Here is a 21,299-nt window from a genome sequence, read left to right on the forward strand (position 1 = left end):
TGGGCGGCGATACTTGTTTCGAGGCTTTAACACCCCCTCTGGCCTGCCGGCCATCTCCCCCACAAGGGGGGAGAAAACGCGTGGCGCCCGCTCGGCCCATTTCGCGTCCAAGACGTTTCAAGGCCAGATGGACAGCGAGGCATTGCCGCGGGTTAAGTCCCTCCCCTTTGTGGGGAGGGGTTGGGGAGGGGTCTTCACCCCCACACGCTGCCGCATCAACCTTACCCCATGGCTTCGGCGATCAGATCGTCGGCGGCCTCTGCCAGCACATGTTCGTGAGCCTCGCCGACGACCGGTTCGCGGCCGATCTCCAACATCACCGGCACGGCCAGCGGCGAGATATGCTCCAGCCGCTTGTGGGTGATGTGGCCCCTGATTCTCTTTAGCATATCGGCAAGCCGGGCAATATCGAGAAGACCGGCGGCGGCATCCTGTCGCGTCGCCTGCATCAGGATGTGGTCGGGCTCATGGCTGCGCAGCACGTCGTAGATGAGGTCGGCCGAGACGGTCACCTGCCGACCGCTCTTCTCCTTGCCCGGATGGCGCTTCTCGATCAGGCCGGCGATCACGGCACAGGTGCGAAACGTGCGCTTCAGCATCCAGGATTCGGCAAGCCAGGCCTCGAGGTCGTCGCCCAGCATGTCCTCGTCGAACAGGTCGGCAAGGGCCAGGCGCCCCGAGGCGATCATCGTGCCCATGTCTTCCAGCCCCCAGACGGCGAGGGAATAATCGGTGGCGACGAAGCCGAGGGGCTTTGCCCCCATGCGCTCCAGCCGGCGGGTGAGCAACATGCCGAGCGTCTGGTGGGCAAGCCGGCCCTCGAACGGATAGGCGACGAGGAAGAAGCGGTTGCCCCGCGGAAAGCTCTCGATCAGCAGTTCGCCGCGCTTCGGCAGGAGCGATTTCTCGCGCTGGAGCTCCAGCCAGTCGCGCACCTGGTCCGGCAGGCCCCGGCGGCGCTCCGGATCGTCCAGCATGGCGCGCACCTGTTCGGCGAGATAGGTCGAGAGCGGAAACTTGCCACCGGCATAGGCCGGGATCTTGGGGTCCAGCGAGAAGGCATTGGAGACGAGGCATTCATTGTCGCGCAGGGCCTCGAAGCGCAGCACCTTGCCGGAAAAGAGGAAGGTGTCGCCGGGGCTCAACTGCTCGAAGAAATATTCCTCGACCTTGCCAAGCATCATGCCGCCGCGGCCGAGCGAGCCCAGATGGTTGCGCTTGACGAGGCGCACATTGAGCATCGGCGCCTCGACGATGGTGCCGAGGTTCAGGCGATATTGCTGGATGACCTGCGGATTGGAGACGCGCCAGCGGCCGTCTTTCGTCAGCCGAATGCGGGCATAGCGTTCATAGGTCTTCAGCGTGTAGCCGCCGGTGGCGACGAATTCGACGATGCGGTCGAAAGTCTGGCGCGGCAGCGCTGCATAGGGCGAGGCGGTCACCACCTCGGCATAAAGATCGTCGGCGAGAAAGGGCGCGGCGCAGGCCATGCCGAGCACATGCTGGGCAAGCACGTCGAGCGATCCCTCCCCGACCGGCGGCGTGTCCTGGGCGCCGAGATAGTTGGCGTCAAGCGCGGCCTGGCATTCCATGACCTCGAAGCGATTGGCCGGAACGAGGATCGCCCGGCTCGGCTCGTCCATGCGGTGGTTGGCGCGGCCAATGCGCTGGGCCAGGCGCGAGGCGCCCTTCGGTGCGCCGACATGGACGACGAGATCGACATCGCCCCAGTCGATGCCGAGATCGAGCGTCGAGGTGGCGACGACGGCCCTCAGCTTGTTGTCGGCCATGGCCGCTTCCACCCTTCGGCGCTGGGCGACGTCGAGCGAGCCGTGATGCAGCGCGATCGGCAGGTTGTCGTCGTTGATGGTCCACAATTCCTGGAACAGCATCTCGGCCTGGGAGCGGGTGTTGACGAAGATCAGCGTCGTCTGGAAATCATTCAGCACCGCATAGAGTTCGGGCATGGCATAGCGGGCGGAATGGCCCGACCACGGGATGCGCTCCTCGGTCGTCAGGATGGTGATGTTCGGCTTCGCGCCGCCCTCGACCGCGATCAGCCCGGCGTGACGCTCGCCCTCGGGCAGCTGGGCGACCAGCCAGCGCTGCAGGTCGAGCGGTGAAGCGACGGTGGCCGAAAGGCCGATGGTGTTGAGAGACGGGGCGAGCTTCCTCAGCCGCGCCAGGCCGAGCGACAGCAGGTGTCCGCGCTTCGAGGTGACGAGCGAGTGCAGCTCGTCGAAGATCACATAGCGCAGGTCCTTGAAGAAGCGCTCGGCGTCATTGGCCGAGATCAAAAGCGCGAGTTGTTCCGGCGTGGTGAGTAGGATGTCTGGCGGATTGAGCTTCTGGCGCTGGCGCTTTCCGCTCGGCGTGTCGCCGGTGCGGTTCTCGATCGAAATCGGCAGGCCCACCTCGGTGACGGGCTTCATCAGGTTGCGCTCGATGTCGACGGCGAGCGCCTTCAAGGGCGAGATGTAGAGCGTGTGGATGCCGGTAAATGGCGTGCCCGGGGCAGGACGGCGGCGCTCGGCTAGATCGGTCAGCGAAGGCAGGAAGCCCGCGAGCGTCTTGCCGGCGCCGGTGGGGGCGATCAACAACAGGCTCTCTCCGCCGCGCGCGCGGGCGAGGAGTTCCAACTGATGGGCACGCGGCTGCCAGCCCTTTTCCGCGAACCAGCGGAGGAAGGGCTTGGGCAGAAGGGAGATGGCGCGCTCGCTGTTGGACACAGCGTAAACCTAGCGGAGTCGCCTCAAAAGAGAAGCGCCGTTGACGGGCGAAAGAATCATGGATATATTTTATCCACGATGGGAGCATGACATGAAACTAGGTGACGGCGTTGAACAGGCCATCCACAGCATGACCATGCTGGCCACCCTTCCCGAGGACGGCATCCTTTCGGCGGCAGCGCTTGCCGAGTTCCACGGGGTTTCGCCGAGCTACCTGCTGAAACATCTCCAGGCGCTGTCGAGCGCTGGCCTGGTCGACACCGTTCCGGGGCCGAAGGGTGGCTATCGCCTGGCACGCAAGCCCGAGGCGATCAACCTGCTCGACATCGTGCTTGCCGTGGAGGGGCCGCAGCCGGCCTTCCGCTGTCGCGAGATCCGCCAAAGGGGGCCCGATCCCCTCCCCCAGCGGTACTTCGAGAAACCATGCGGGATTGCCGCGGCGATGCTGGCGGCGGAGCGGGTCTACCGGGCCGAGCGCAAGAAAACGAGCATCGCGGATCTGATCTCGGATCTGAGGGCGAACGACGACGGAGGGATCGCGGCACGCGGCTGCGCCTTCCTGGAAATCCACGAACGCAAGACCGTCCGCTGAAGGGCGAATCGAAAGGAAGACAAGATGCATCCGCGCCTCGACATCGCAAAGGCGGCTCCCGCCGCCTACAAGGCCGTGCTCGGCCTGGAAAACTATGTGCAGACCAGCGGGCTTTCCCGCGCCGAAATCCACATGATCAAGCTGCGCGCCTCGATCATCAACGGCTGTGCCTACTGCGTCGACATGCATGTGAAGGAATCGCGCCATGACGGCCTGTCCGAACAGTGGATCAACATGATGTCGGTCTGGCGGGAATCGCCCCTCTACACGCCGCGCGAACGCGCCCTGCTCGGCTGGGTCGATGCCGTGACGAACATTGCCGGCACCGGCGCGCCTGACGAGGTCTTCGAAGCGCTGAAGGTGCATTTCACCGACAGCGAGATCGCCAACATCACCGTGGCGATCGGCACGATCAATGTCTGGAACCGGATCTGCGTCGGCTTCCGGACCATGCATCCGATCGACCAGCCGGCCGTTGCCGCCTGATCAGCCGATCTCCACTCTTGACGCCGAAGGACCGTTACATCGCGATGTAGCGGTCCTTGCGGTGGTTGATGGCGAGCGTGAGGTTGAGCACCACGGCGCCGACGACCGAGCAGAAGATGATGAAGGGCGTGGCGACGAAGAAGGAGAAGATCAGCACCGTGCCGTCGAACACCAATTGCACCAGGCCGGCGCGCCAGCCGAAGCGATCCTGCAGGTAGAGCGCCAGGATGCCGAAGCCGCCGAGGCTGGCCCGGTGACGGAAAAGCGCCAAGAGGCCGGCGCCGATGACCAGCCCGCCGAAGATCGCCGCGACCAGCGGGTCGATGTGGGAGAAGCCGATGGCCCGCGGCACCGCTTCCGTCAGGAAGGAGGTGAATGCCACGGCCAAGAAGGTCTTCAGCGTGAAGCCGAACCCGAAGCGGCGGAAGGCCAGCCAGTAGAAGGGCAGGTTGATGATGAAGAACAAGAGGCCGAAGGCATAGCCGGTGGCATAGTGCAGCAGGAATGCGACGCCGGTGGTGCCGCCGGTGAGCAGGCCGGCGCTCGACAGGAGAAGCACGCCGAGCGAGGCCATCATCGAGCCGGCCGCGAGACCCTGAACGTCGTCGACGAGCGAATGCCGCTCCGAGGAGGAGGTCAACATGTCCTTCAGGCGGGTCTTCACTTCGACATTGGCCATGTCACATCCTGCCGTTCAATGCGCTTGCTTGCCCAGTCGGTAGCGCGCCGCCGCGCCGATCTCAAGGGGTATGCCGCCGAAAGCCTCAGCGCAGGGCGATGTAGCGATCGGAACGGTGGTTGATGGCGAGAAAGAGGTTGAGCACGACGGCGCCGAGCACCGAATAGGCGACCACCTGCGGGCTGACGACAGCAAAGGCGGTGGCCATGACGACGAGGTCGAAGGCGAGCTGGACAAGCCCGGCGCGGATGCCGAAGCGATCCTGCACATAGACGGCGAGAATGCCGAGCCCGCCGAGTGAGGCGCGGTGGCGGTAGAGCGCCAGAAGGCCGAAGCCGAGCAGCAGGCCGCCGAGCACCGCGGCCCAGACCGGGGCGATGCTCTCGATCACCAGGAAGCGGCTTTCGATTTCGACGAGGAACGAGGTGAAGCCGACGGCGGCAAAGGTCTTCAGGGTAAAATCGAGCCCGACGCGACGCAGCGACAGGATGTAGAACGGCAGGTTGAGCACGAAGAAGAGCAGGCCGAAGCTCAGGCCGCTCCAATAGTGCAGGACGAAGGCCAGCCCCGCCATGCCACCGGTCAGAAGGCCGACCTTGGCAAGCAGATAAAGGCCGAGCGCGGCGATCATGCTGCCGGCGATCAGACCCTGCAGATCCTCGGCCGCCGTGTGGCGGGTGGGGTTGGCATTCCAGATGCCCAGCATGCTTGTTAAATGTGCCATGACACGTCTCCGAAAAGGCCTCCCGCAGTGCGAAGAGTACGCCAGAAATGTAGAGACGCAAGGCCGATAGGTAAGGAATGCTGACCTATCGTGAAGTTCGCAATTTTCGATCCAGTCAGCGCGGCCGCATCGCAACAAACAGGATGCCAAGAACCGGTTTTCCGCCATCCATGCGAATGGTCGTGCGCTCGACCTCAAGCGTCTCGAAGCCGGCGCTGGCAAGGGCGCTGCGGACATAGGTCTCCGAATGGGCGTAGCGCAGCGACGGCGCGAGGTGAAAACCGTCGAGCGTACCGGCATCTTCGACCGAAAAGGCGAAGAGTGCCCCAGGGGCGGCGAGCGCAAAGGCAAGGGCGAAGACGTTCGACAGGCCGCCGAGATAGATCAGCACGTCGGCGGCGGCGATGAGATCGGCTCGGCCACCCGGTCCTTCATCGGCAAAGAGACCTGACAGTTCGGCCTCAAGCGACAGGTCGGCGCGAGCCAAAAGGTCGTAGCTCCCCTTCTCCCCGGCCTTGGCGAGCATGTTGACCGAAAGGTCGAAGCCTTCGAGCCGCCTGACGATGGAACGGATCTCCACGCCGAACAGGCCGGTGCCGCAGCCGAGGTCGACGGCGCAGCCGAACGGGCCGCCCTCGCCCCGCACCTTGCGCACCAGCCCCGCGAGCTTGTCCGGCACGGAATAGTCGAGCCGCTCGACCAAGGCCGCCTCGAAACGGTCGGCATAGTGGTCGAACAGGGCCTCGACATAGCGGCTCGGCGGCTTGTCCGGCGTTGCTCCGGCGCCGAGAAGCGCCAGTTTCAATCCGGCTCCGAAGATGTCCTGTGGATCGAGCGCCAGCGCCTGTCGCAGGGCATCCGCCGCTTGTGCGGCAAGACCGGCCTTCTGGCGATATTCGCCGAGGCCCAGCCAGCCGGCTACCCAGACGGGCACCCGTTCCAGCGCCTGCTCCATCAATTCGGCCGCCGCCGCAGGATCGCCACTTTCGGCGAGCATGCGGGCATAGTCGGCGCGACGGTCGGCAATGGCGTCGCCGGAGCGAAACTGGGTCGATTGCATGGTGAAATCCCTTGGATCAAGCGGCACTTGACCGAAGGGCCGAAAAAACACAAGAGCTAAATTGTCCGGGGCAAACGCGCGCGGCTGCGCGCCTCGCTTGCGGGAAACGGCGCCTCTTCCTATGTGAAGACAAACAGGAGATTGCCATGGCCGATCAGGTCAACAGATTTCTCGGCGACACGCCGGGCCGTACGATCATAAAGCTCGTCGTCGTATCGCTGATCGTCGGCTTCATCATGCATGTGTTCGGCATCTTTCCGGCCGACATCCTCGAAGGGATCCGGCGCTTCTTCATCGACATCTGGTATCGCGGCTTTGCGGCGCTCGGACGGGTCGGCGACTATCTGCTGCTCGGTGCGACCGTGGTCATCCCGGTCTTCATCGTCCTCCGCCTGATCAGCGCAAGGAACTGACATGTTTCCGGCGACCGACCAGCCGCTGGTGCGGCGAAGGCTGATCCTATTGGCCTGCGGCGGGCTCGTGGCCACTCTTGCCGGCTGCCGCAGCACGGACATCCTGCCGACCGGTGATGACCTGGCCGAGGTGCAGACAGAGGGCGCCTTGCCGATCGTCAACGAGGTGCGGGCGAAGAAGGGGCTTTCCACACTTGCCAAGAACCGGGCGGCCGAGACCGCCGCCATCGTTCAGGCGAAACGCATGGCCAGAGCCGGGAAGATGTCGCATCTGATCGGCTTCAACGACAGCTTCCTCGACCGCATGAAGGCAACCGAAGTGCCGCTGCCGGCGGCCGAGAACATTGCCACCGGGCAGGCCAGCGTCGAGCGCGCAGTTCAGGCCTGGATCAATTCCCGCCGCCACCTCGACAACATGCTCGGCAGTTATCAGGGCCTCGGCGTCGCCGTTGCGCGCCACCCCTCTTCCGCCAACCGTCCCTATTGGGCCATGGTGCTTTCCGCCTGAGCGATTCGCGCCCCGGCGTGAACTTATGTGGGCGAAAGCATGGACAAGAGAAGCCAGCCGGTTCAGATCATCGATGTGACGCACCGCTCGGTGCTGGCGATCGCCGTGCCGATGACGCTTGGTTTCGTCACCACGCCGCTGCTCGGCCTCACCGATACTGCCGTTGTCGGCCGAACCGGGGAAGCGGCCGCCTTGGCAGGACTTGCCATTGCCGCCGCCCTGTTCGACCTGATCTTTGCCAGCCTGAATTTCCTCAGAGCCTCGACCACGGCGCTGGTCGCGCAGGCCCAGGGACGTGGCGACAGCGAAGAACTGTTTGCCGTATTCTGGCGCTCGATGGCTCTTTCGGTTGCCATCGGACTGCTGGTCCTCGCGCTTTCGCCGCTGATCATCTCCGGCGGCCTGTCCCTGATGGGCGCCGAAGGTGGCGTTTCGGACGCGGCGGCCACCTATATCGCGATCCGCATCATCGCCGGGCCGCTGACGCTCTGCAACTTCACCCTGCTCGGCTTCGTGCTGGGGCGCGGGCTTGGGTCGGTCGGGCTCGGGCTACAGATCCTTCTGAACGGCACCAATATCGTCATGTCGATCCTGCTCGGCCTGTCCTTCGGCTGGGGGATCGTCGGCGTCGCCTGGGGAACCGTGATCGGCGAGACCGTGGCTGCTCTCGCGGGGCTCGCCTTCGTTTTCTGGCGCTACGGACCGGAGGCCATGCCGCGGCTATCCATGCTGACCGACGCGGCGAAGCTGAAGCAGTTGTTTCACCTCAACCGCGACATCCTGATCCGAACTTTCTCGCTGATCACCGCTTTCACCGTCATGACCCGGGTTGGCGCCGGCTTCGGCCCGGTGACGCTGGCGGCCAATGCCGTGCTCTTGAATTTTTTCATGATCTCGAGCTTCTATCTCGACGGCATCGCCACTGCCGCCGAGCAGATCGCCGGCCAGACGGTCGGGGCGCGTTATCGCCCGGGCTTCGAACGTGCGGTCAAGCTCACCGGCATCTGGTCGCTGGCGCTGGCGCTGGCGAGCCTTGCCTTCTTTCTCGGACTCGGGCAGTCGATCATCGGCTTCATCACCACGGCGCAGGATGTTCGGGAAGCGGCGGAACTCTACCTGCCCTATGCAGCGCTCACCGCGCTAACCGGCGCACTGGCCTTCCAGATGGACGGCATCTTCATCGGCGCCACCTGGTCGCGCGAGATGCGAAACATGATGATCGTCGCGCTGTCCGGCTATCTCGCGACGCTGGCTGCCCTGGTGCCGTCATTGGGTAATCACGGGCTGTGGATTGCGCTCAACGTGTTTCTCGCGCTCCGCGGCCTGCTGCTGCTGTCGCGGCTCAGACCGAAGCTCGATCAGACCTTTGCGGCAAGCCAGTAGTCGAGGCGGGTGTCGCGCAGGTCGCGGATCGAGGCGACCTTCTCACGGTCAAGCCACTGCGACAGGCCCCGCACGATGCGTCCCGGCAGGCCGGGACCCTCATAGACCATGCAGGAATAGAGCTGCACCAGATCGGCGCCGGCGCGGATCTTTTCCAGCGCCGTCTCGGCCGAGGACACGCCGCCGACGCCAATGATCGGCATGGCCGGACCGACGCGGCTGCGCATGCGCGCAAGCACGGCGGTCGACTTGTCGAACAGCGGCTTGCCCGAAAGCCCGCCCGCCTCGCCGGCCAGACGCGGATCGGACAGGCCGTCGCGGGAAAGCGTGGTGTTGGAGACGATCAGGCCGTCAAGCTGGTGCGCCAGCGCTTCGGCGGCGATGTCGTCCATGCCCTCTTCGGTCAGATCCGGCGCGATCTTCAGGAAGACCGGGCGGCGCACGCCCGCTTCTGCTGCAATCTCGTCGCGCGCGGCGAGCACCGCAGACAAGAGGGCCGACAGGCTTTCGCGGGCCTGCAGGTCGCGCAGGCCGGGCGTGTTGGGCGAGGAAATGTTGGCGGTGAAATAGGAGGCAACGCCGGCAAAGCGGCGGATGCCTTCGACATAGTCGGCGATGCGGTCGGCGCTATCCTTGTTGGCGCCGATGTTGACGCCGACAATGCCGGCGGGCCGGCGAGCCAGCAGCCGGGCAAGAGCCGCCGCATGGCCTTCATTGTTGAAGCCTAGCCGGTTGATCACGGCCAGGTCTTTTTCCAGACGGAAGATGCGCGGCCTGGGATTGCCGGTCTGTGGCTTCGGCGTCAGCGTGCCGACCTCGGCAAAGCCGAAACCGAGACGCAGTAGGGCGTCGGGCACTTCGGCATTCTTGTCAAAGCCCGCCGCCATGCCGAGCGGGTTGGGGAAGGCAAGGCCGGCGACTGTGACGGCCAGGCGCGGATCAGCATTCAGCGCGCAAGCCGGCACGAGCCCGGATCTGAGCGCCGCGATCGACATGCCGTGGGCCGTCTCCGCATCGAAGAGGAAGAGGCCGCGGCGGGCAATCGTCTTGAAGGCATCGATCATCGTTCCATCTCCGGAAAGACATGCTGGCCGTTCTCACCGCGCGGAAGGGGCTTTTCCCACAGGACAGCATCGAGCGGCAGATTGGCATAGAGGTGCGGGAAAAGATCGCCGCCGCGCGACGGCTCAAAGCGCAGCGCCTCGCCGAGCGACGCGGTATCGACGGCGACCAGCAGCAAGCCTTCGGCGCCGGCAAAATGTCGTCTCGCGGTCTCCAGCGCCTGGGCGGCAGTGGAAAAATGGATGTAACCGTCCTGAAGATCGATCGCGGCCCCGCGAAATACTCCCTCGCGGCGCGCGTCCTGCCATATTTCGCGCGGCACAATCTTGTATATGATGCGATCCAAGGGCTTGTCCTTTCGTCAGCGGCGAGTTCGTGCTGGCGGTTTGCCGCAAACCGACGGGCTTGTCCACGCTTGATCCGCGCGGTGGCCTGATCGGCGACATAGTGGACCGGCCCACGACGAATTCGAGGAGACCGAAAATGCGACCTATGCCGACAACCCTTTTCCTCATGCTGGCGGCAAGCCTTGCCACACCAGCCCTTGCACAGGAAGCTGACATTGCGCGCTTTGCGCTGGAGAAGACGGATAGCGGCTTCGTGCGCCTCGACCGCAAGACGGGGGCGCTGACGCTTTGCCAGGAAAAGGGCGGGGACCTCACATGCCGGATGGCCGCGGACGAACGCGCGGCCTATGAGGAGGATCTCTCCCGACTGGAAAAACGCGTCGAGACACTGGAGCAGAAACTCGTCGCCGGACGGCCACTTGCCAGTGGCGAGCCGCTACCCTCCGAGGAGGAAGTGGAGCGGTCGATCGGCATCATGGAACGCTTCATGCGCAGCTTCTTCGGGCTGGTGCAAGAGTTCAAGCAGCAGGAAGACGGCGCGACGCCCAACAAAACATAGACTATTGTTTAAGTTCACGGCAGTCGTTAAAAAGAGAAAGAGCCGCTAATGCGGCGTACAAGACTTCGCTCTTGGGAGGGGGCTTCGACATGACGGCATCGACCTTCATCATTGCAGACGATCATCCGCTCTTTCGCGGCGCCTTGCGTCAGGCCGTCAGCAGCATCGAGGGTGAGCAGACGATCATCGAGGCCGGTGATTTCGAAGCCGCACGCAAGGCCGCATCCACGCATTCCGACGCAGAACTGATGCTGCTCGATCTTTCGATGCCCGGCGTTTCCGGATTCTCCGGCCTGATGGCACTTCGTGCCGAATTCGCAAGCCTGCCGATCGTCATCGTCTCCGCCAGCGACGACCCCACCACCATTCGCCGTTCTCTCGAGCTCGGCGCATCGGGCTTCATTTCCAAATCGTCCGGCATCGACGACATCCGTGCCGCCATCCAGTCGGTGCTTGACGGCGACATATGGACGCCGGAATTCTTCCAGGGCGGCCAGGAACAGGATCCCGACGTCGCGGACCTGATCAACCGGCTGAGAACGCTCACGCCGCAGCAGAGCCGCGTGCTCGGCATGCTGGGCGAAGGCCTGCTGAACAAGCAGATCGCCTACGAACTCGGCGTGTCCGAAGCGACGATCAAGGCGCATGTGTCCGCGATCCTGCTGAAGCTCAAGGTGGACAGCCGGACCCAGGCGGTCATCCAGCTCGGCAAGATCAACATGGCCATGGTCGCCTGACGCGGCTATGCGGAAGCCGGTCGACGGCAAGGATTTTATTCCTTTTCGTCTTTACGGACAGGACTAGATTCGTTAATGTTCTGACATCTTGCCGGGACAAGGCAGCGATTGCCATCGTCGCCGGCCCTGGAGCATGAGCGACGATGCTTTCACACGACACCATCTGGGCCGCGATCGACCGGCTCGCCGAGCGCCACCAATTGACCCCGTCGGGGCTGGCGCGCAGGGCTGGGCTTGATCCGACATCCTTCAACAAGTCAAAGCGGACGGGTCCGGATGGGCGCATGCGCTGGCCGTCGACCGAATCCATTTCCAAGGTGCTGGACGCGACGGGCACCCCGATCGACCGTTTCATGGACCTCATCCAGCCGGGGGCCGGCGATTCCGTGCCCAATAGCGCCTTTCAGCAGCAGACCGGATCGATCCCGCTGCTCGGCTTTGCCCAGGCGGGTGCGGGCGGCTTCTTCGACGACGGCGGCTTTCCCGCCGGCCAGGGCTGGGACGTGGTCGAGTTCCCGGCCTCGCCGGCGCGCAAGTCCGGCGTCTATGCCTTGGAGGTACAGGGCGAGAGCATGAAGCCGCTCTATCGCGATGGCGACGTGCTGATCGTAGAGCCCGGCGCCCAGGTCAGGCGCGGCGACCGCGTGGTGGTCAAGACCCGCGACGGCGAGGTCATGGCCAAGGTTCTGGCGCGCCAGTCGGCAAAGTCGATCGAACTGATGTCGCTCAATCCCGAGCATCCGAACCGCAGTCTCGACATGGTCGATGTCGAGTGGATCGCACGGATCATCTGGGCCAGCCAGTAGGAACATCGACCTATGCGTCCTTTCGGCACTCTCGTGACCGGCCTTGCCGGCCTTGCTCTCTGGGCCATGCTGCTTAACCTTGCAGGCCGCAATGTCGACGATCAGCAAAACGAAGCCTTCGAGATCGAAAACATGCCGACCGAATGGGCAGAGCCCGCGACGGCGGTTGACTCGACGACAGCGACAGACGGCATTGCCGAAACCCCGCTGTCTGCGACAGAGACCACCTTGAACCCAAGCCCGCCGTCCGCTCAGGAAGCGGAGCAGTCGGCCGGCGCAGCGGATACGGGAAATGCCGATCCGCGCGTGCCAAACCGTCCCGGCGTGCGTCCGGTCAATCCAGAACTTTTTGCCGCCCCCTTCACGGAAGGAGCCGGCCCGCTCGAACGGATCGAGCCGCGGTCGCCGGTCGCGGACAAGGAGCCAGAGCGCGTCAAGGTCGTGCTGTTGCCGCGACCGGAATTGGTCGAGGCGGGGCTGATCGCTTTTGGCGGCCGCAATCTGAAGCTCGTCGACATCACCACCACCGACCGGATGCGCGTCTGCCCGACATCGAAGGGCGGCGACTGGCCTTGCGGCATGATGGCCCGCACCCAGCAGCGGCTCTTTCTGCGCAACCGCACCATCGCCTGCGAAGCCGACAACGCCGATTGGCAAGGCACGATCGAGGCGCACTGCCGGATCGGCGAACTCGACATCGCGAAATGGCTGGCCGAGAACGGCTGGGTGGAGGTGCCGGAAGGTTCGCCATTCACCGCGCTGGTGGAAAAGGCACGCAGCGAGCGCCTTGGCATTTTTGGCGACGACCCGCGCTGAGGCAGGGCGGCTTGAAAGCGCTGTCGGCAACCCGTAAACTGCGAGGAAACAACGAGGAATACCCCACAGATGAAAACGCCCGTAACGCCGCATGACGCAATGATCTTCGTCATGGTAATGGCTTCCGCCGTCGACAATTCGATGAACGCCAAGGAGCTTCGTCGGATCGGCCAGTTGATCGACATCCTGCCGATCTTCAACGACTTCGACAAGGACGGCCTGATCGAGGTCTCCCAGCGCTGCGCCGACATTCTGGCCGGCCCGGAGGGGCTCGACATCGCGCTCGAGGTCATCCGTGACGCCTTGCCGGCGCGCTCCTACGATACGGCCTATGCGCTTGCCGTCGAGGTCATGGCCGTCGACATGTCAGTGAGGCCTGAGGAGATCCGCCTGCTGCAATTGCTTCGCGACCGGTTTAAACTCGACAAGCTGACCTGCGCGGCGATCGAGCACAGCGCAATCGCCCGGTACCGTCCGCTCTGATCAGAAACGGCCATGCCCCGGTCCGTGCCGGGCATGGCCTGTCAGAAAAGTCCATAGGGGAAGTAGCGCAGATAGATTTCCTGGAGCCGGCCATTGCGCGACAGCGCCGCCAGGGCACTGTCGAGGGCCGAAGCCAGAACCGGATCGTCACGGCGCAGCATGATCGTCAAGCCCTCTCCCAGGAAGCGCTCGGACAGATAGGCCTTGCCGAACAGCGCGCAGCAGCCAGCCGCCGCCTCCCCGGATGTCCAGAAGGATAGTTGCAGGGAATCGGCGAACACGGCCTCGATCGTCTTCGCCTTCAGTTCCTCCAGCATCTTGTCGCGATTCTCGAAGCCGACCGGTTCGATGTTCGGGAAGAATGCCTTCAGCATCGCCTCGTGGGCCGTCCCGCTGACCACGCCCACGCGACGACCAAACAGGGCATCGGCGTCCTCGCCCAAAAGGGCGGCGTCCTTGTTGCGGGCAAAGCGCGCCGGCAACTGCATATAGGGCCGGCTGAAGGAGAAGCGGCTGCGCAGATCGTCGCTTACCGCAATCCCCGCCAGCACCGCATCGCCCTGGCCACCGGACAGCGCGGCCTCCAGCTCGGCAAAGGGCAAGGCCTGGATCTGGCATTTCGCCTCGATGGTGAGTTCAGCACAAATGGCGCGCGCCAGTTCGACATGGAAGCCCGAGAGCCGGCCCGTCTGGTCGGCGAAATTGAAAGGCGGAAAATCGGTCGTCGTCAGGAAGCGCAGGCGCAACAGGCTGGACAGGTCCGGACGCGGCAGGCGTTCACGGGCGTCGAACAGCACCGGCAAGTCCCCTGCCGCAGATTGGCGGGAGGGCAGGCCGGCCGCAAGAACTGCGCACGCCAGCACAACTAAAAAGCGCGCCCCCCTGAAATACAGGGATGAAACTATTGCGTGTATCATTATGATCCGCTTCCGGGGATAGCTGGGACGTCATCGACTGGTGACGGTGTATCAGAATGATGCAGCTCGGGGAATATGGTGGTTGCCCGCAGGCGGCCGCCGGGGGAACTCATGCGCCGTCGCCTTTAGAGCCTGCCCCGGGGGAACCGGTGGCGGAAAACGCCTCTCTTGTCGCGCTGCGCGAAGAAGCGCTGGTCCTAAAGTCTCTCGGCCTGTCGAAACCGCTGATTTCCCGCATGGCGGTGCGGGCCGCCGCGTGCGGCACGACAATCGAGGAGGAGTTGCTGGCGAGCGGCCACGTCGAGGAACAGGCCTACTACGGTTCCCTGGCACGGCTTGCACGCCTTGACTTCGTCGACACCATCCCCGATGGGGCCGTCATCGACAATCGTGGAATAGACAGCCAGTTGGCACGCCCTACCCTTATCCGGCTCCACGATCAGACGCGTCCGCCGCGGACCCTTATCGCGCCCGAAGCGCGGCGCATACACCACCTCCTTGCAAGCCTTGAGCGCCGACCCGGGCTTCGCCGGTCACTGGCCATTGCCTCCGCCTCGACCATCCGCAGGGCTGCCTGGCAAGCAGGTGCTGAGCGGCGCGTGCGCGCAACCGTCGGGGCTTTGTTCGAAGAGAAGCCCGATTTTTCCGCCCGCACCGTTCTGACGGGGCGACAGGGCTTCTGGGCAGGCCTGGCCGTCAGCGCAACCGCCGTCTGCATCGTGGCGCTACCGGGCATGGCGGCAAAGGGGCTTCATCTTGCGCTGTCACTGACCTACCTCGCAGCGCTCGGCCTGCGTGTGGGGGCGCTCATACATCCTTGCCGCCCGCGGCCGGGTCATGCCCTGGCGCCAGCACCTGTGACCGAGGAAGCTCTGCCCATCTATACCGTGATGGTGGCGCTCTACCGTGAGGCGGAGATTGCGCCCCAGCTTCTCGCGGCGCTCGAACGCCTCGACTGGCCACGCACGCGCCTCGACGTCAAGCTGGTGTGCGAAGCCGACGACACCGATACCCTGGCGGCGATCCGGGCGCTGAACCCGCCCCGTCATGTCGAGATCGTCGAGGTGCCCGCAATGGCGCCGAGAACCAAGCCCAAGGCCCTCAGCTACGCGCTGGCGGGTGTGCGCGGCGATTACCTGGCGATTTTCGACGCCGAGGACCGGCCGCATCCCGGCCAACTCAGGGAAGCCTACGAGACTTTCCGTTCATCGCCCGACGAGATCGCCTGTCTCCAGGCACCGCTGATCATCGCAAACCTGCATCAGTCCTTCACCAGCGCGCTCTTCGCGCTCGAATATGCCGCGCTGTTCCGCCGCATGCTGCCGGTGCTCGCCCGTTTTCGCATGCCGCTGCCGCTCGGGGGCACATCGAATCATTTCCGCACCGGGCCCTTGAAGAACGTCGGCGGATGGGATCCCTACAATGTCACCGAGGATGCCGATCTCGGCATGCGGCTGTACCGGCTTGGTTACCGGTCCGGGACCATCCGGTGTCAGACGCTGGAGGATGCTCCGACCAACCGACACATTTGGCTCGGTCAGCGCACCCGCTGGTTCAAGGGCTGGCTGCAGACCTGGCTGGTGGTCATGCGCGATCCGTCGCGCACGATCCGAGAAATGGGGTCTTCCGCCTTTGCAGCCTTTCAGCTCTTGATCGGCGGCATGCTCATATCGGCTCTCGGTCACCCGCTGATCATGGTCTTTCTCGTCTCCACGGGTGTGGCCATGCTGCAGACGCCGGCCGAGGCTGTCGGGGTCTTCGAGACGGTGCTTTTCACGATCGACATCACCAATATCTTCGGCAGCTATGCCGTCTTCGTGGCCCTCGGCCTGACGGCGATGACCAAGCACGAACGGGACCGGATCGGTTGGCGCTGGGCGGGCGTTCCCCTCTACTGGATGATGACGTCCTTCGCCGCCTGGAAAGCGGTCTTCGAACTGCGCTCGAAACCTTTCTTCTGGAACAAGACACCGCATCAGCCGCGCCAAGCTGCCGATACGGCAGAGAGAGCCGTAGAGACGCGACAGACGGGCGCGCCGGCCCTTGCAGGCGAGGTCCCTGCTTGACCCCGATCCAGTGAGGGAGCACATCTGCGGTGCTGGACAGGCCCATGTGCCGGTGCAGCTATTGGGGTGACTGGCCATCAAGGAGACCGCGGCTTGGCGGCGACGGATGAAAAGAGTGGAATGGCCCATTGGCGCAGGCTGCCCGGCGCGATCTGGGCGATCGGCTTCGTCTCGCTTTTCATGGATATTTCCTCCGAAATGATCCACGCCGTGCTGCCGCTCTACCTGGTGACGGTGCTCGGCACCTCGACGCTGACGGTGGGCATCATCGAGGGGATCGCCGAGGCAACGGCAGCGATCACCAAGGTGTTTTCCGGCGCGCTCAGCGACTGGCTGGGCAAGCGCAAGTTTCTGGCGGCGCTGGGTTATGGCCTCGCCGCCCTCACCAAACCGATCTTCCCGCTCGCGCCGAGCGTGGCCTGGCTGATCGCGGCCCGCTTCATCGACCGTATCGGCAAGGGCATCCGCGGCGCCCCCCGCGACGCGCTGGTTGCCGACATTTCCCCACCGGACCTACGCGGTGCGAGCTTCGGGCTCAGGCAGTCGCTCGACACGCTGGGTGCGCTGCTCGGGCCGCTGCTCGCCATCGCGTTGATGTGGGCCTTCAGCAATGATTTTACCCTCGTCTTCTGGATCGCCGTCATTCCCGCCGTCATCTCCGCCGGGTTGATCATCGTTGCGGTGAAAGAGCCGAAGCGCGAGGCGCCTGTGCGCAAGGTGCGCATGCCGCTCAGCCGCAGCGAACTTGGTCGGCTCAGCGCCAACTACTGGTGGGTGGTCGCAGTCGCTTCGGCCTTCACCCTGGCGCGGTTCAGCGAAGCCTTCCTCGTGCTCAAGGGACAGGATATCGGCTTGCCGCTCGCGTTGGTCCCGATGGTGATGGTGGTGATGAACGTCGCCTACTTCATCTCCGCCTATCCGGTCGGCGCGCTTTCGGACCGAATGAGCCGGACAAAATTGCTCGTCATCGGCTTGGTCCTGCTTCTCGCCGCCGATCTCGTGCTTGCATTTTCCTCGGCGCTAACCGGTCTGTTGCTCGGCGCCACGCTCTGGGGTTTGCACATGGGATTTACTCAGGGAGTGCTTGCGACGCTCGTCGCCGATACCGCGCCGGCCGAACTGCGCGGCACCGCGTTCGGCGTGTTCAACCTGATGACGGGGGTGGTGCTTCTGGCCGCGAGCGTCATCGCCGGCTTGCTGTGGGATGCGACCGGCCCGATGGGCACATTCCTCGCAGGCGCGGGCTTCACACTCGTGACGCTTGCAGGACTGGCGTGGCTCGAAGCCCGGCGCCGGCGCAACGGAAGCGGGACTGAAACCGGAAATTAGCTGGGCAATACGGTGAAGATAGGAGTGGCTGGAGCGGGTGAAGGGAATCGAACCCTCGTATTCAGCTTGGGAAGCTGCTGCTCTACCATTGAGCTACACCCGCGCGGCCCGCACAGTTCCAACAGTTGCGGCGCCCTGTCAAGGGAGAATGCGGCGCGCTGCGCAAGGAAGATGTTAACCTCCGCTCGTGACAATGGCGGGATATTTCCAGTCTTTTTCCCTTCGGTCAGCCATCATGCATGCCCTGCGCAACCTGCTTCAATCGCGACGTTTCGAAAACACGATTACGTTTCTGATCCTCTTGAATGCCATCACGCTGGGTCTCGAGACGTCACCCGTGATCATGCATCACTTCGGAACCGCGCTTCACGCCGCCGATCAGACCCTGCTTGCCATCTTCATAATCGAATTGCTCATCAAGCTCCTGCTCTATCGCCGCAATTTTTTCCGCGAACCCTGGCGGATCTTCGACCTGCTCGTCATCGCCATTTCCGTGGTGCCAAGCACCGAAAGCATCTCAATCCTGCGCGCCTTGCGCGTCATCCGGCTTTTCCGTCTGATCTCGATGGTGCCGTCAATGCGCCGGGTGGTCGGCGGGCTATTCTCCGCGCTCCCGGAATGGGATCGATCTTCCTGCTGCTGAGCCTCGTCTTCTACGTCTCCTCGGTCGCAGCGACCAAGCTGTTCGCCGCCGATTTTCCCGAACTTTTCGGGACGATTGCCGCCTCGGCCTTCACCCTGTTCCAGGTCATGACGCTCGAAGGCTGGACCGGAGAAGTGGTGCGACCGATCATGGCCGTGCATCCGCTCGCCTGGGTGTTCTTCATCCCGTTCATCATTGCCACGTCGTTTACCGTGCTCAACCTGTTCATCGGCATCATCGTCTCGTCGATGCAGGCCGAGCATGAAATCCCGACGCAGGTCGGCCAGGAACAGATGATCGAGGACCAGAGAAAGATCCTGTCCGAGCTGCAGGAACTGCGGCGCGAACTCGCGACGTTCCGGCGCGAGCGTGGGTCAACCCAGCCGGAAATGCTTTGATAGTTTCAGGCCCTGCGCCTGGTAGTTGGAGCCGAGGCCGGAACCGTAAAGGCCTTGCGGAAGCTGCTGCATGTGTTCGTAGACCAGACGGCCGATCACCTGACCGTGCTCGAGGATGAAGGGCACTTCGTGGCTGCGCACTTCCAAGACCGCCCGGCTTCCCGAGCCGCCGGCGGCGGCATGGCCGAAACCGGGGTCGAAGAAGCCGGCATAATGCACGCGGAATTCGCCGACCAGCGGATCATAGGGCGTCATTTCCGCCGCATAGAGCGGCGGCACGTGCACAGCCTCGTTGGAGACGAGGATGTAGAACTCGTCCGGATCGAGGATCAGTTCGTCGGCACCGCGGCTGTAGAGCGGCTCCCAGAAGTCGAGCACGTCGTGCGCGGCCTTCTTGTCGACGTCGATCACGCCGGTATGGTGCTTGCCGCGATAGCCGATCAGGCCGTCATCGCCGGTGCCTTTCAGGTCGATCGACAGCGCGATGCCGCCGCCCGAGACGTTCGGCGCTTCGCTAGCAACCAGCGTCTCTGTCGCATGCAGGTCGAGCAGTTCACGCTCGCCGAGCAAGGCCTGGCCGACGCGGAAGCGGATCTGCGACAGGCGCGAGCCGCGCCGCACGATGACCGGGAAGGTGCGCGGGGAGATCTCCAGATAGAGCGGCCCCTTGTAGCCGGCCGGGATCTTGTCGAATTCCTGGGCATAATCGACCATGACCCGGGTAAAAATGTCGAGGCGGCCGGTCGAGCTCTTCGGATTGGCGGATGCCGACATTTCCGCCGGCAGATCGAGGCTTTCCATCAACGGAACGATATAGACGCATCCGGTCTCGAGCACGGCGCCGTTTTCCAGGTCGATCTCGTGCAGGGTCAGCCGCTCGAGCTTGTCGGCAACCGTGTGGGCGCGGCCGGGCATAAAGCTCGCGCGCACGCGCAACGCCTTCGCGCCAAGGCGGAGGTCGAGGCTGGCCGGCTGGATCTGATCATGGTCGAGCATCTTCTCGCTCATTAGCCGGCCTTCGCCGAAGAGCGTGCCGATGGCACTGTCCGAGAGAATGCCCGTGGTCCTGGTCATCTTGTTTCATCCTGTTTGGGCCCGACAAAACCAAAGTCGAGGAATTGACGCAAGTCCGTGTTGGGCGTATGGCAGGCTTATCCCGTGGTGATTTGGCCGGTCGGCTTGCAGCCACGTTAAACAAATGGCTAAAGAGACCGGGTGCTAGAAACCGGTCCGATTTCGCGACCGGTTTTTTTGTATGCGAGAGGCTTAAGTGGCATGAGCAAGAACTGGCGTCCGGCAACCCAACTGGTCCATGGCGGAACCCTGCGTTCGCCCTACGGTGAAACGTCCGAGGCAATCTTCCTGACCCAGGGTTTCGTCTATGAGACCTCGGAAGCGGCAGAAGCGCGCTTCAAGGGTGAGACGGACGGCTATATCTACGCTCGCTACGGCAGCCCGACCAATGACATGTTCGAAAAGCGCATGTGCCTGCTCGAAGGCGCCGAAGACGCCCGCGCCATGGCCTCGGGCATGGCCGCCGTCGCGGCCGCCGTGCTGTGCCAGGTGAAGGCCGGCGACCATATCGTCGCGGCGCGCGCCCTGTTCGGTTCGTGCCGCTATGTCGTCGAGACGCTGGCGCCGCGCTACGGCGTCGAGTGTACGCTGGTCGACGGCCGGGATCTGAAGAACTGGGAAGCGGCGATCCGGCCGAACACCAAGGTAATGTTCCTCGAAAGCCCGACCAATCCGACGCTCGAAGTCGTCGACATCGCCGGCGTCGCCAAGCTCGCCGACCAGGTCGGCGCCACGCTGATCGTCGACAATGTCTTTGCCACCCCCCTCTTCCAGAAGCCGCTCGAACTCGGCGCCCATGTGGTGGTCTATTCGGCAACCAAGCATATCGACGGTCAGGGCCGCTGCCTCGGCGGCGTCGTGCTCTCGTCGAAGGACTGGATCACCGAGAACCTGCAGGACTATTTCCGCCATACCGGTCCGGCCATGTCGCCGTTCAACGCCTGGACGCTGCTGAAGGGCGTCGAGACCCTGCCGCTGCGCGTCAAGCAGCAGACGGCCAATGCCGCAGCGATCGCCGACTTCCTGGCCGAGCAGCCGCAGGTCGCCAAGGTGATCTATCCCGGTCGCGCCGACCATCCGCAGGCCGACATCGTCGCCAAGCAGATGACCGGCGGTTCGACGCTCGTCGCCTTCGAGATGAAGGGCGGCAAGGACGCGGCCTTCAAGCTGCAGAACGCGCTGGAGATCGTCAAGATTTCCAACAATCTCGGCGATGCCAAGAGCCTGATTACCCATCCGGCCACGACGACGCACAAGAACCTGACGGACGAGGCACGGGCCGAACTCGGCATGTCCGGCGGCACGGTACGTCTTTCCTGCGGCATCGAGGATACGCAGGACCTGCTTGAGGATTTTGCCCGCGCCATGGCAAGCGTCGGCGCCTGAGCGCCGTTCCTGGCCTGCAATGACCTAGAAAAGTCCGGGCACGCGGCTTGCGCGCTCGGACCGAGGTCCTTAACCCCAACGGTTAGCATTAACAACAAAATG

At 64.0% G+C, this 21,299-nt stretch carries 21 protein-coding genes, 1 tRNA gene, 1 pseudogene and 1 riboswitch; of the genes and pseudogenes, 14 read left to right on the forward strand and 9 right to left on the reverse strand.

Going from position 1 to position 21,299, the window contains the following annotated elements; translation table 11 throughout:
* Positions 1–221 precede the first annotated feature (221 nt).
* Positions 222–2,729: a ligase-associated DNA damage response DEXH box helicase gene (locus tag ACWPVA_RS13975; RefSeq protein WP_454288265.1), complete on the reverse strand. Its 2,508-nt coding sequence runs from the start codon at positions 2,727–2,729 to the stop codon at positions 222–224.
* A 91-nt stretch (positions 2,730–2,820) separates the two neighbouring features.
* Between ACWPVA_RS13975 and ACWPVA_RS13980 the strand changes: the two genes are divergently transcribed.
* Positions 2,821–3,321, forward strand: a complete 501-nt coding sequence (locus tag ACWPVA_RS13980) for an RrF2 family transcriptional regulator (protein ID WP_454288266.1) — start codon at positions 2,821–2,823, stop codon at positions 3,319–3,321.
* A gap of 24 nt (positions 3,322–3,345) precedes the next feature.
* Positions 3,346–3,807, forward strand: a complete 462-nt coding sequence (locus ACWPVA_RS13985; protein ID WP_454288267.1) for a carboxymuconolactone decarboxylase family protein — start codon at positions 3,346–3,348, stop codon at positions 3,805–3,807.
* A 34-nt stretch (positions 3,808–3,841) separates the two neighbouring features.
* Here the strand turns inward: ACWPVA_RS13985 and ACWPVA_RS13990 are convergent, their stop codons facing one another.
* The 3 genes from ACWPVA_RS13990 to ACWPVA_RS14000 all read right to left on the reverse strand — a co-directional run bounded on the left by ACWPVA_RS13990 (position 3,842) and on the right by ACWPVA_RS14000 (position 6,270).
* Positions 3,842–4,486, reverse strand: coding sequence for a YitT family protein (locus tag ACWPVA_RS13990; protein ID WP_454288268.1), 645 nt, complete (start codon positions 4,484–4,486; stop codon positions 3,842–3,844).
* Positions 4,487–4,571: 85 nt separating this feature from the next.
* Positions 4,572–5,210, reverse strand: a complete 639-nt coding sequence (locus ACWPVA_RS13995; protein ID WP_454288269.1) for a YitT family protein — start codon at positions 5,208–5,210, stop codon at positions 4,572–4,574.
* A gap of 115 nt (positions 5,211–5,325) precedes the next feature.
* The gene (locus ACWPVA_RS14000; RefSeq protein ID WP_454288270.1) at positions 5,326–6,270 is read right to left on the reverse strand and encodes a class I SAM-dependent DNA methyltransferase; all 945 of its coding nucleotides are present in this window, start codon (positions 6,268–6,270) and stop codon (positions 5,326–5,328) included.
* Positions 6,271–6,416: 146 nt separating this feature from the next.
* Here ACWPVA_RS14000 and ACWPVA_RS14005 point away from each other — a divergent pair, with 146 nt between their 5' ends.
* From ACWPVA_RS14005 to ACWPVA_RS14015, 3 genes are read left to right on the forward strand one after another with little or no spacing between them, the layout of a single operon-like run.
* Positions 6,417–6,683, forward strand: a complete 267-nt coding sequence (locus tag ACWPVA_RS14005) for a DUF6460 domain-containing protein (protein WP_454288271.1) — start codon at positions 6,417–6,419, stop codon at positions 6,681–6,683.
* A gap of 1 nt (position 6,684) precedes the next feature.
* Complete coding sequence (locus tag ACWPVA_RS14010; protein ID WP_454288272.1) at positions 6,685–7,191, forward strand: CAP domain-containing protein; 507 nt, start codon at positions 6,685–6,687, stop codon at positions 7,189–7,191.
* Between the two features lie 39 nt (positions 7,192–7,230).
* On the forward strand, positions 7,231–8,574 hold the full coding sequence (locus ACWPVA_RS14015; protein ID WP_454288273.1) for an MATE family efflux transporter: 1,344 nt from the start codon (positions 7,231–7,233) through the stop codon (positions 8,572–8,574).
* Here ACWPVA_RS14015 and ACWPVA_RS14020 read toward each other — a convergent pair.
* Positions 8,550–9,638 (reverse strand): quinone-dependent dihydroorotate dehydrogenase, encoded by a 1,089-nt coding sequence (locus ACWPVA_RS14020; protein WP_454288274.1) that lies wholly within the window; start codon positions 9,636–9,638, stop codon positions 8,550–8,552. The two genes, ACWPVA_RS14015 and ACWPVA_RS14020, sit on opposite strands and share 25 nt — an antisense overlap.
* Positions 9,635–9,982: a DUF952 domain-containing protein gene (locus ACWPVA_RS14025; protein ID WP_454288275.1), complete on the reverse strand. Its 348-nt coding sequence runs from the start codon at positions 9,980–9,982 to the stop codon at positions 9,635–9,637. Before ACWPVA_RS14025 ends, ACWPVA_RS14020 begins: the two co-directional genes overlap by 4 nt.
* Positions 9,983–10,119: 137 nt before the next feature.
* Here ACWPVA_RS14025 and ACWPVA_RS14030 point away from each other — a divergent pair, with 137 nt between their 5' ends.
* The 5 genes from ACWPVA_RS14030 to ACWPVA_RS14050 all read left to right on the forward strand — a co-directional run bounded on the left by ACWPVA_RS14030 (position 10,120) and on the right by ACWPVA_RS14050 (position 13,384).
* A complete protein-coding gene (locus ACWPVA_RS14030; protein WP_454288276.1) occupies positions 10,120–10,542 on the forward strand; it encodes a hypothetical protein in 423 nt (140 codons plus the stop codon).
* A gap of 89 nt (positions 10,543–10,631) precedes the next feature.
* The gene (locus tag ACWPVA_RS14035; RefSeq protein ID WP_454288277.1) at positions 10,632–11,279 is read left to right on the forward strand and encodes a response regulator; all 648 of its coding nucleotides are present in this window, start codon (positions 10,632–10,634) and stop codon (positions 11,277–11,279) included.
* Positions 11,280–11,422: 143 nt separating this feature from the next.
* The gene (locus ACWPVA_RS14040) at positions 11,423–12,085 is read left to right on the forward strand and encodes a S24 family peptidase (RefSeq protein WP_454288278.1); all 663 of its coding nucleotides are present in this window, start codon (positions 11,423–11,425) and stop codon (positions 12,083–12,085) included.
* A gap of 12 nt (positions 12,086–12,097) precedes the next feature.
* Positions 12,098–12,901: a hypothetical protein gene (locus ACWPVA_RS14045; RefSeq protein ID WP_454288279.1), complete on the forward strand. Its 804-nt coding sequence runs from the start codon at positions 12,098–12,100 to the stop codon at positions 12,899–12,901.
* 69 nt (positions 12,902–12,970) lie between these two features.
* Complete coding sequence (locus tag ACWPVA_RS14050; protein ID WP_454288280.1) at positions 12,971–13,384, forward strand: tellurite resistance TerB family protein; 414 nt, start codon at positions 12,971–12,973, stop codon at positions 13,382–13,384.
* 41 nt (positions 13,385–13,425) lie between these two features.
* Here the strand turns inward: ACWPVA_RS14050 and ACWPVA_RS14055 are convergent, their stop codons facing one another.
* Positions 13,426–14,301, reverse strand: a complete 876-nt coding sequence (locus ACWPVA_RS14055) for a transporter substrate-binding domain-containing protein (protein ID WP_454288281.1) — start codon at positions 14,299–14,301, stop codon at positions 13,426–13,428.
* 56 nt (positions 14,302–14,357) lie between these two features.
* Here ACWPVA_RS14055 and ACWPVA_RS14060 point away from each other — a divergent pair, with 56 nt between their 5' ends.
* On the forward strand, positions 14,358–16,367 hold the full coding sequence (locus ACWPVA_RS14060; protein ID WP_454288282.1) for a glycosyltransferase family 2 protein: 2,010 nt from the start codon (positions 14,358–14,360) through the stop codon (positions 16,365–16,367).
* Positions 16,368–16,487: 120 nt separating this feature from the next.
* Positions 16,488–17,696: an MFS transporter gene (locus ACWPVA_RS14065; protein WP_454289595.1), complete on the forward strand. Its 1,209-nt coding sequence runs from the start codon at positions 16,488–16,490 to the stop codon at positions 17,694–17,696.
* 29 nt (positions 17,697–17,725) lie between these two features.
* On the opposite strand, the gene ACWPVA_RS14070 is transcribed toward ACWPVA_RS14065, so the two are convergent.
* A tRNA-Gly gene (locus tag ACWPVA_RS14070) sits at positions 17,726–17,799 on the reverse strand.
* A 132-nt stretch (positions 17,800–17,931) separates the two neighbouring features.
* Here ACWPVA_RS14070 and ACWPVA_RS14075 point away from each other — a divergent pair.
* Positions 17,932–18,737: pseudogene (locus ACWPVA_RS14075) on the forward strand (ion transporter).
* On the opposite strand, the gene ACWPVA_RS14080 reads toward ACWPVA_RS14075, so the two are convergent.
* Positions 18,714–19,811 (reverse strand): 2'-deoxycytidine 5'-triphosphate deaminase, encoded by a 1,098-nt coding sequence (locus tag ACWPVA_RS14080; RefSeq protein ID WP_454288283.1) that lies wholly within the window; start codon positions 19,809–19,811, stop codon positions 18,714–18,716. The pseudogene ACWPVA_RS14075 and the gene ACWPVA_RS14080 overlap by 24 nt on opposite strands.
* A 74-nt stretch (positions 19,812–19,885) precedes the next feature.
* Positions 19,886–19,964, forward strand: a riboswitch (SAM riboswitch).
* Between the two features lie 48 nt (positions 19,965–20,012).
* On the opposite strand from ACWPVA_RS14080, the gene ACWPVA_RS14085 reads away from it, so the two are divergent.
* Positions 20,013–21,197: an O-succinylhomoserine sulfhydrylase gene (locus ACWPVA_RS14085; protein WP_454288284.1), complete on the forward strand. Its 1,185-nt coding sequence runs from the start codon at positions 20,013–20,015 to the stop codon at positions 21,195–21,197.
* Positions 21,198–21,299: the final 102 nt, after the last annotated feature.

It is taken from the genome of Rhizobium arsenicireducens (assembly GCF_964021225.1).

What these genes read in the sequence shown, in the direction of transcription:
- ACWPVA_RS14050 (WP_454288280.1), top strand. Translation starts at nt 12,971, where the DNA reads ATGAAAACGCCCGTAACGCCGCATGACGCAATGATCTTCGTCATGGTA.
- ACWPVA_RS14065 (WP_454289595.1), top strand. Translation starts at nt 16,488, where the DNA reads ATGGCCCATTGGCGCAGGCTGCCCGGCGCGATCTGGGCGATCGGCTTC.
- ACWPVA_RS14055 (WP_454288281.1), bottom strand. Translation starts at nt 14,301, where the DNA reads ATGATACACGCAATAGTTTCATCCCTGTATTTCAGGGGGGCGCGCTTT.
- ACWPVA_RS13985 (WP_454288267.1), top strand. Translation starts at nt 3,346, where the DNA reads ATGCATCCGCGCCTCGACATCGCAAAGGCGGCTCCCGCCGCCTACAAG.
- ACWPVA_RS14085 (WP_454288284.1), top strand. Translation starts at nt 20,013, where the DNA reads ATGAGCAAGAACTGGCGTCCGGCAACCCAACTGGTCCATGGCGGAACC.
- ACWPVA_RS14040 (WP_454288278.1), top strand. Translation starts at nt 11,423, where the DNA reads ATGCTTTCACACGACACCATCTGGGCCGCGATCGACCGGCTCGCCGAG.
- ACWPVA_RS14080 (WP_454288283.1), bottom strand. Translation starts at nt 19,811, where the DNA reads ATGACCAGGACCACGGGCATTCTCTCGGACAGTGCCATCGGCACGCTC.
- ACWPVA_RS13990 (WP_454288268.1), bottom strand. Translation starts at nt 4,486, where the DNA reads ATGGCCAATGTCGAAGTGAAGACCCGCCTGAAGGACATGTTGACCTCC.
- ACWPVA_RS14030 (WP_454288276.1), top strand. Translation starts at nt 10,120, where the DNA reads ATGCGACCTATGCCGACAACCCTTTTCCTCATGCTGGCGGCAAGCCTT.
- ACWPVA_RS14020 (WP_454288274.1), bottom strand. Translation starts at nt 9,638, where the DNA reads ATGATCGATGCCTTCAAGACGATTGCCCGCCGCGGCCTCTTCCTCTTC.
- ACWPVA_RS14060 (WP_454288282.1), top strand. Translation starts at nt 14,358, where the DNA reads ATGATGCAGCTCGGGGAATATGGTGGTTGCCCGCAGGCGGCCGCCGGG.
- ACWPVA_RS14005 (WP_454288271.1), top strand. Translation starts at nt 6,417, where the DNA reads ATGGCCGATCAGGTCAACAGATTTCTCGGCGACACGCCGGGCCGTACG.
- ACWPVA_RS13995 (WP_454288269.1), bottom strand. Translation starts at nt 5,210, where the DNA reads ATGGCACATTTAACAAGCATGCTGGGCATCTGGAATGCCAACCCCACC.
- ACWPVA_RS14010 (WP_454288272.1), top strand. Translation starts at nt 6,685, where the DNA reads ATGTTTCCGGCGACCGACCAGCCGCTGGTGCGGCGAAGGCTGATCCTA.
- ACWPVA_RS14000 (WP_454288270.1), bottom strand. Translation starts at nt 6,270, where the DNA reads ATGCAATCGACCCAGTTTCGCTCCGGCGACGCCATTGCCGACCGTCGC.
- ACWPVA_RS14035 (WP_454288277.1), top strand. Translation starts at nt 10,632, where the DNA reads ATGACGGCATCGACCTTCATCATTGCAGACGATCATCCGCTCTTTCGC.
- ACWPVA_RS13980 (WP_454288266.1), top strand. Translation starts at nt 2,821, where the DNA reads ATGAAACTAGGTGACGGCGTTGAACAGGCCATCCACAGCATGACCATG.
- ACWPVA_RS14015 (WP_454288273.1), top strand. Translation starts at nt 7,231, where the DNA reads ATGGACAAGAGAAGCCAGCCGGTTCAGATCATCGATGTGACGCACCGC.
- ACWPVA_RS14045 (WP_454288279.1), top strand. Translation starts at nt 12,098, where the DNA reads ATGCGTCCTTTCGGCACTCTCGTGACCGGCCTTGCCGGCCTTGCTCTC.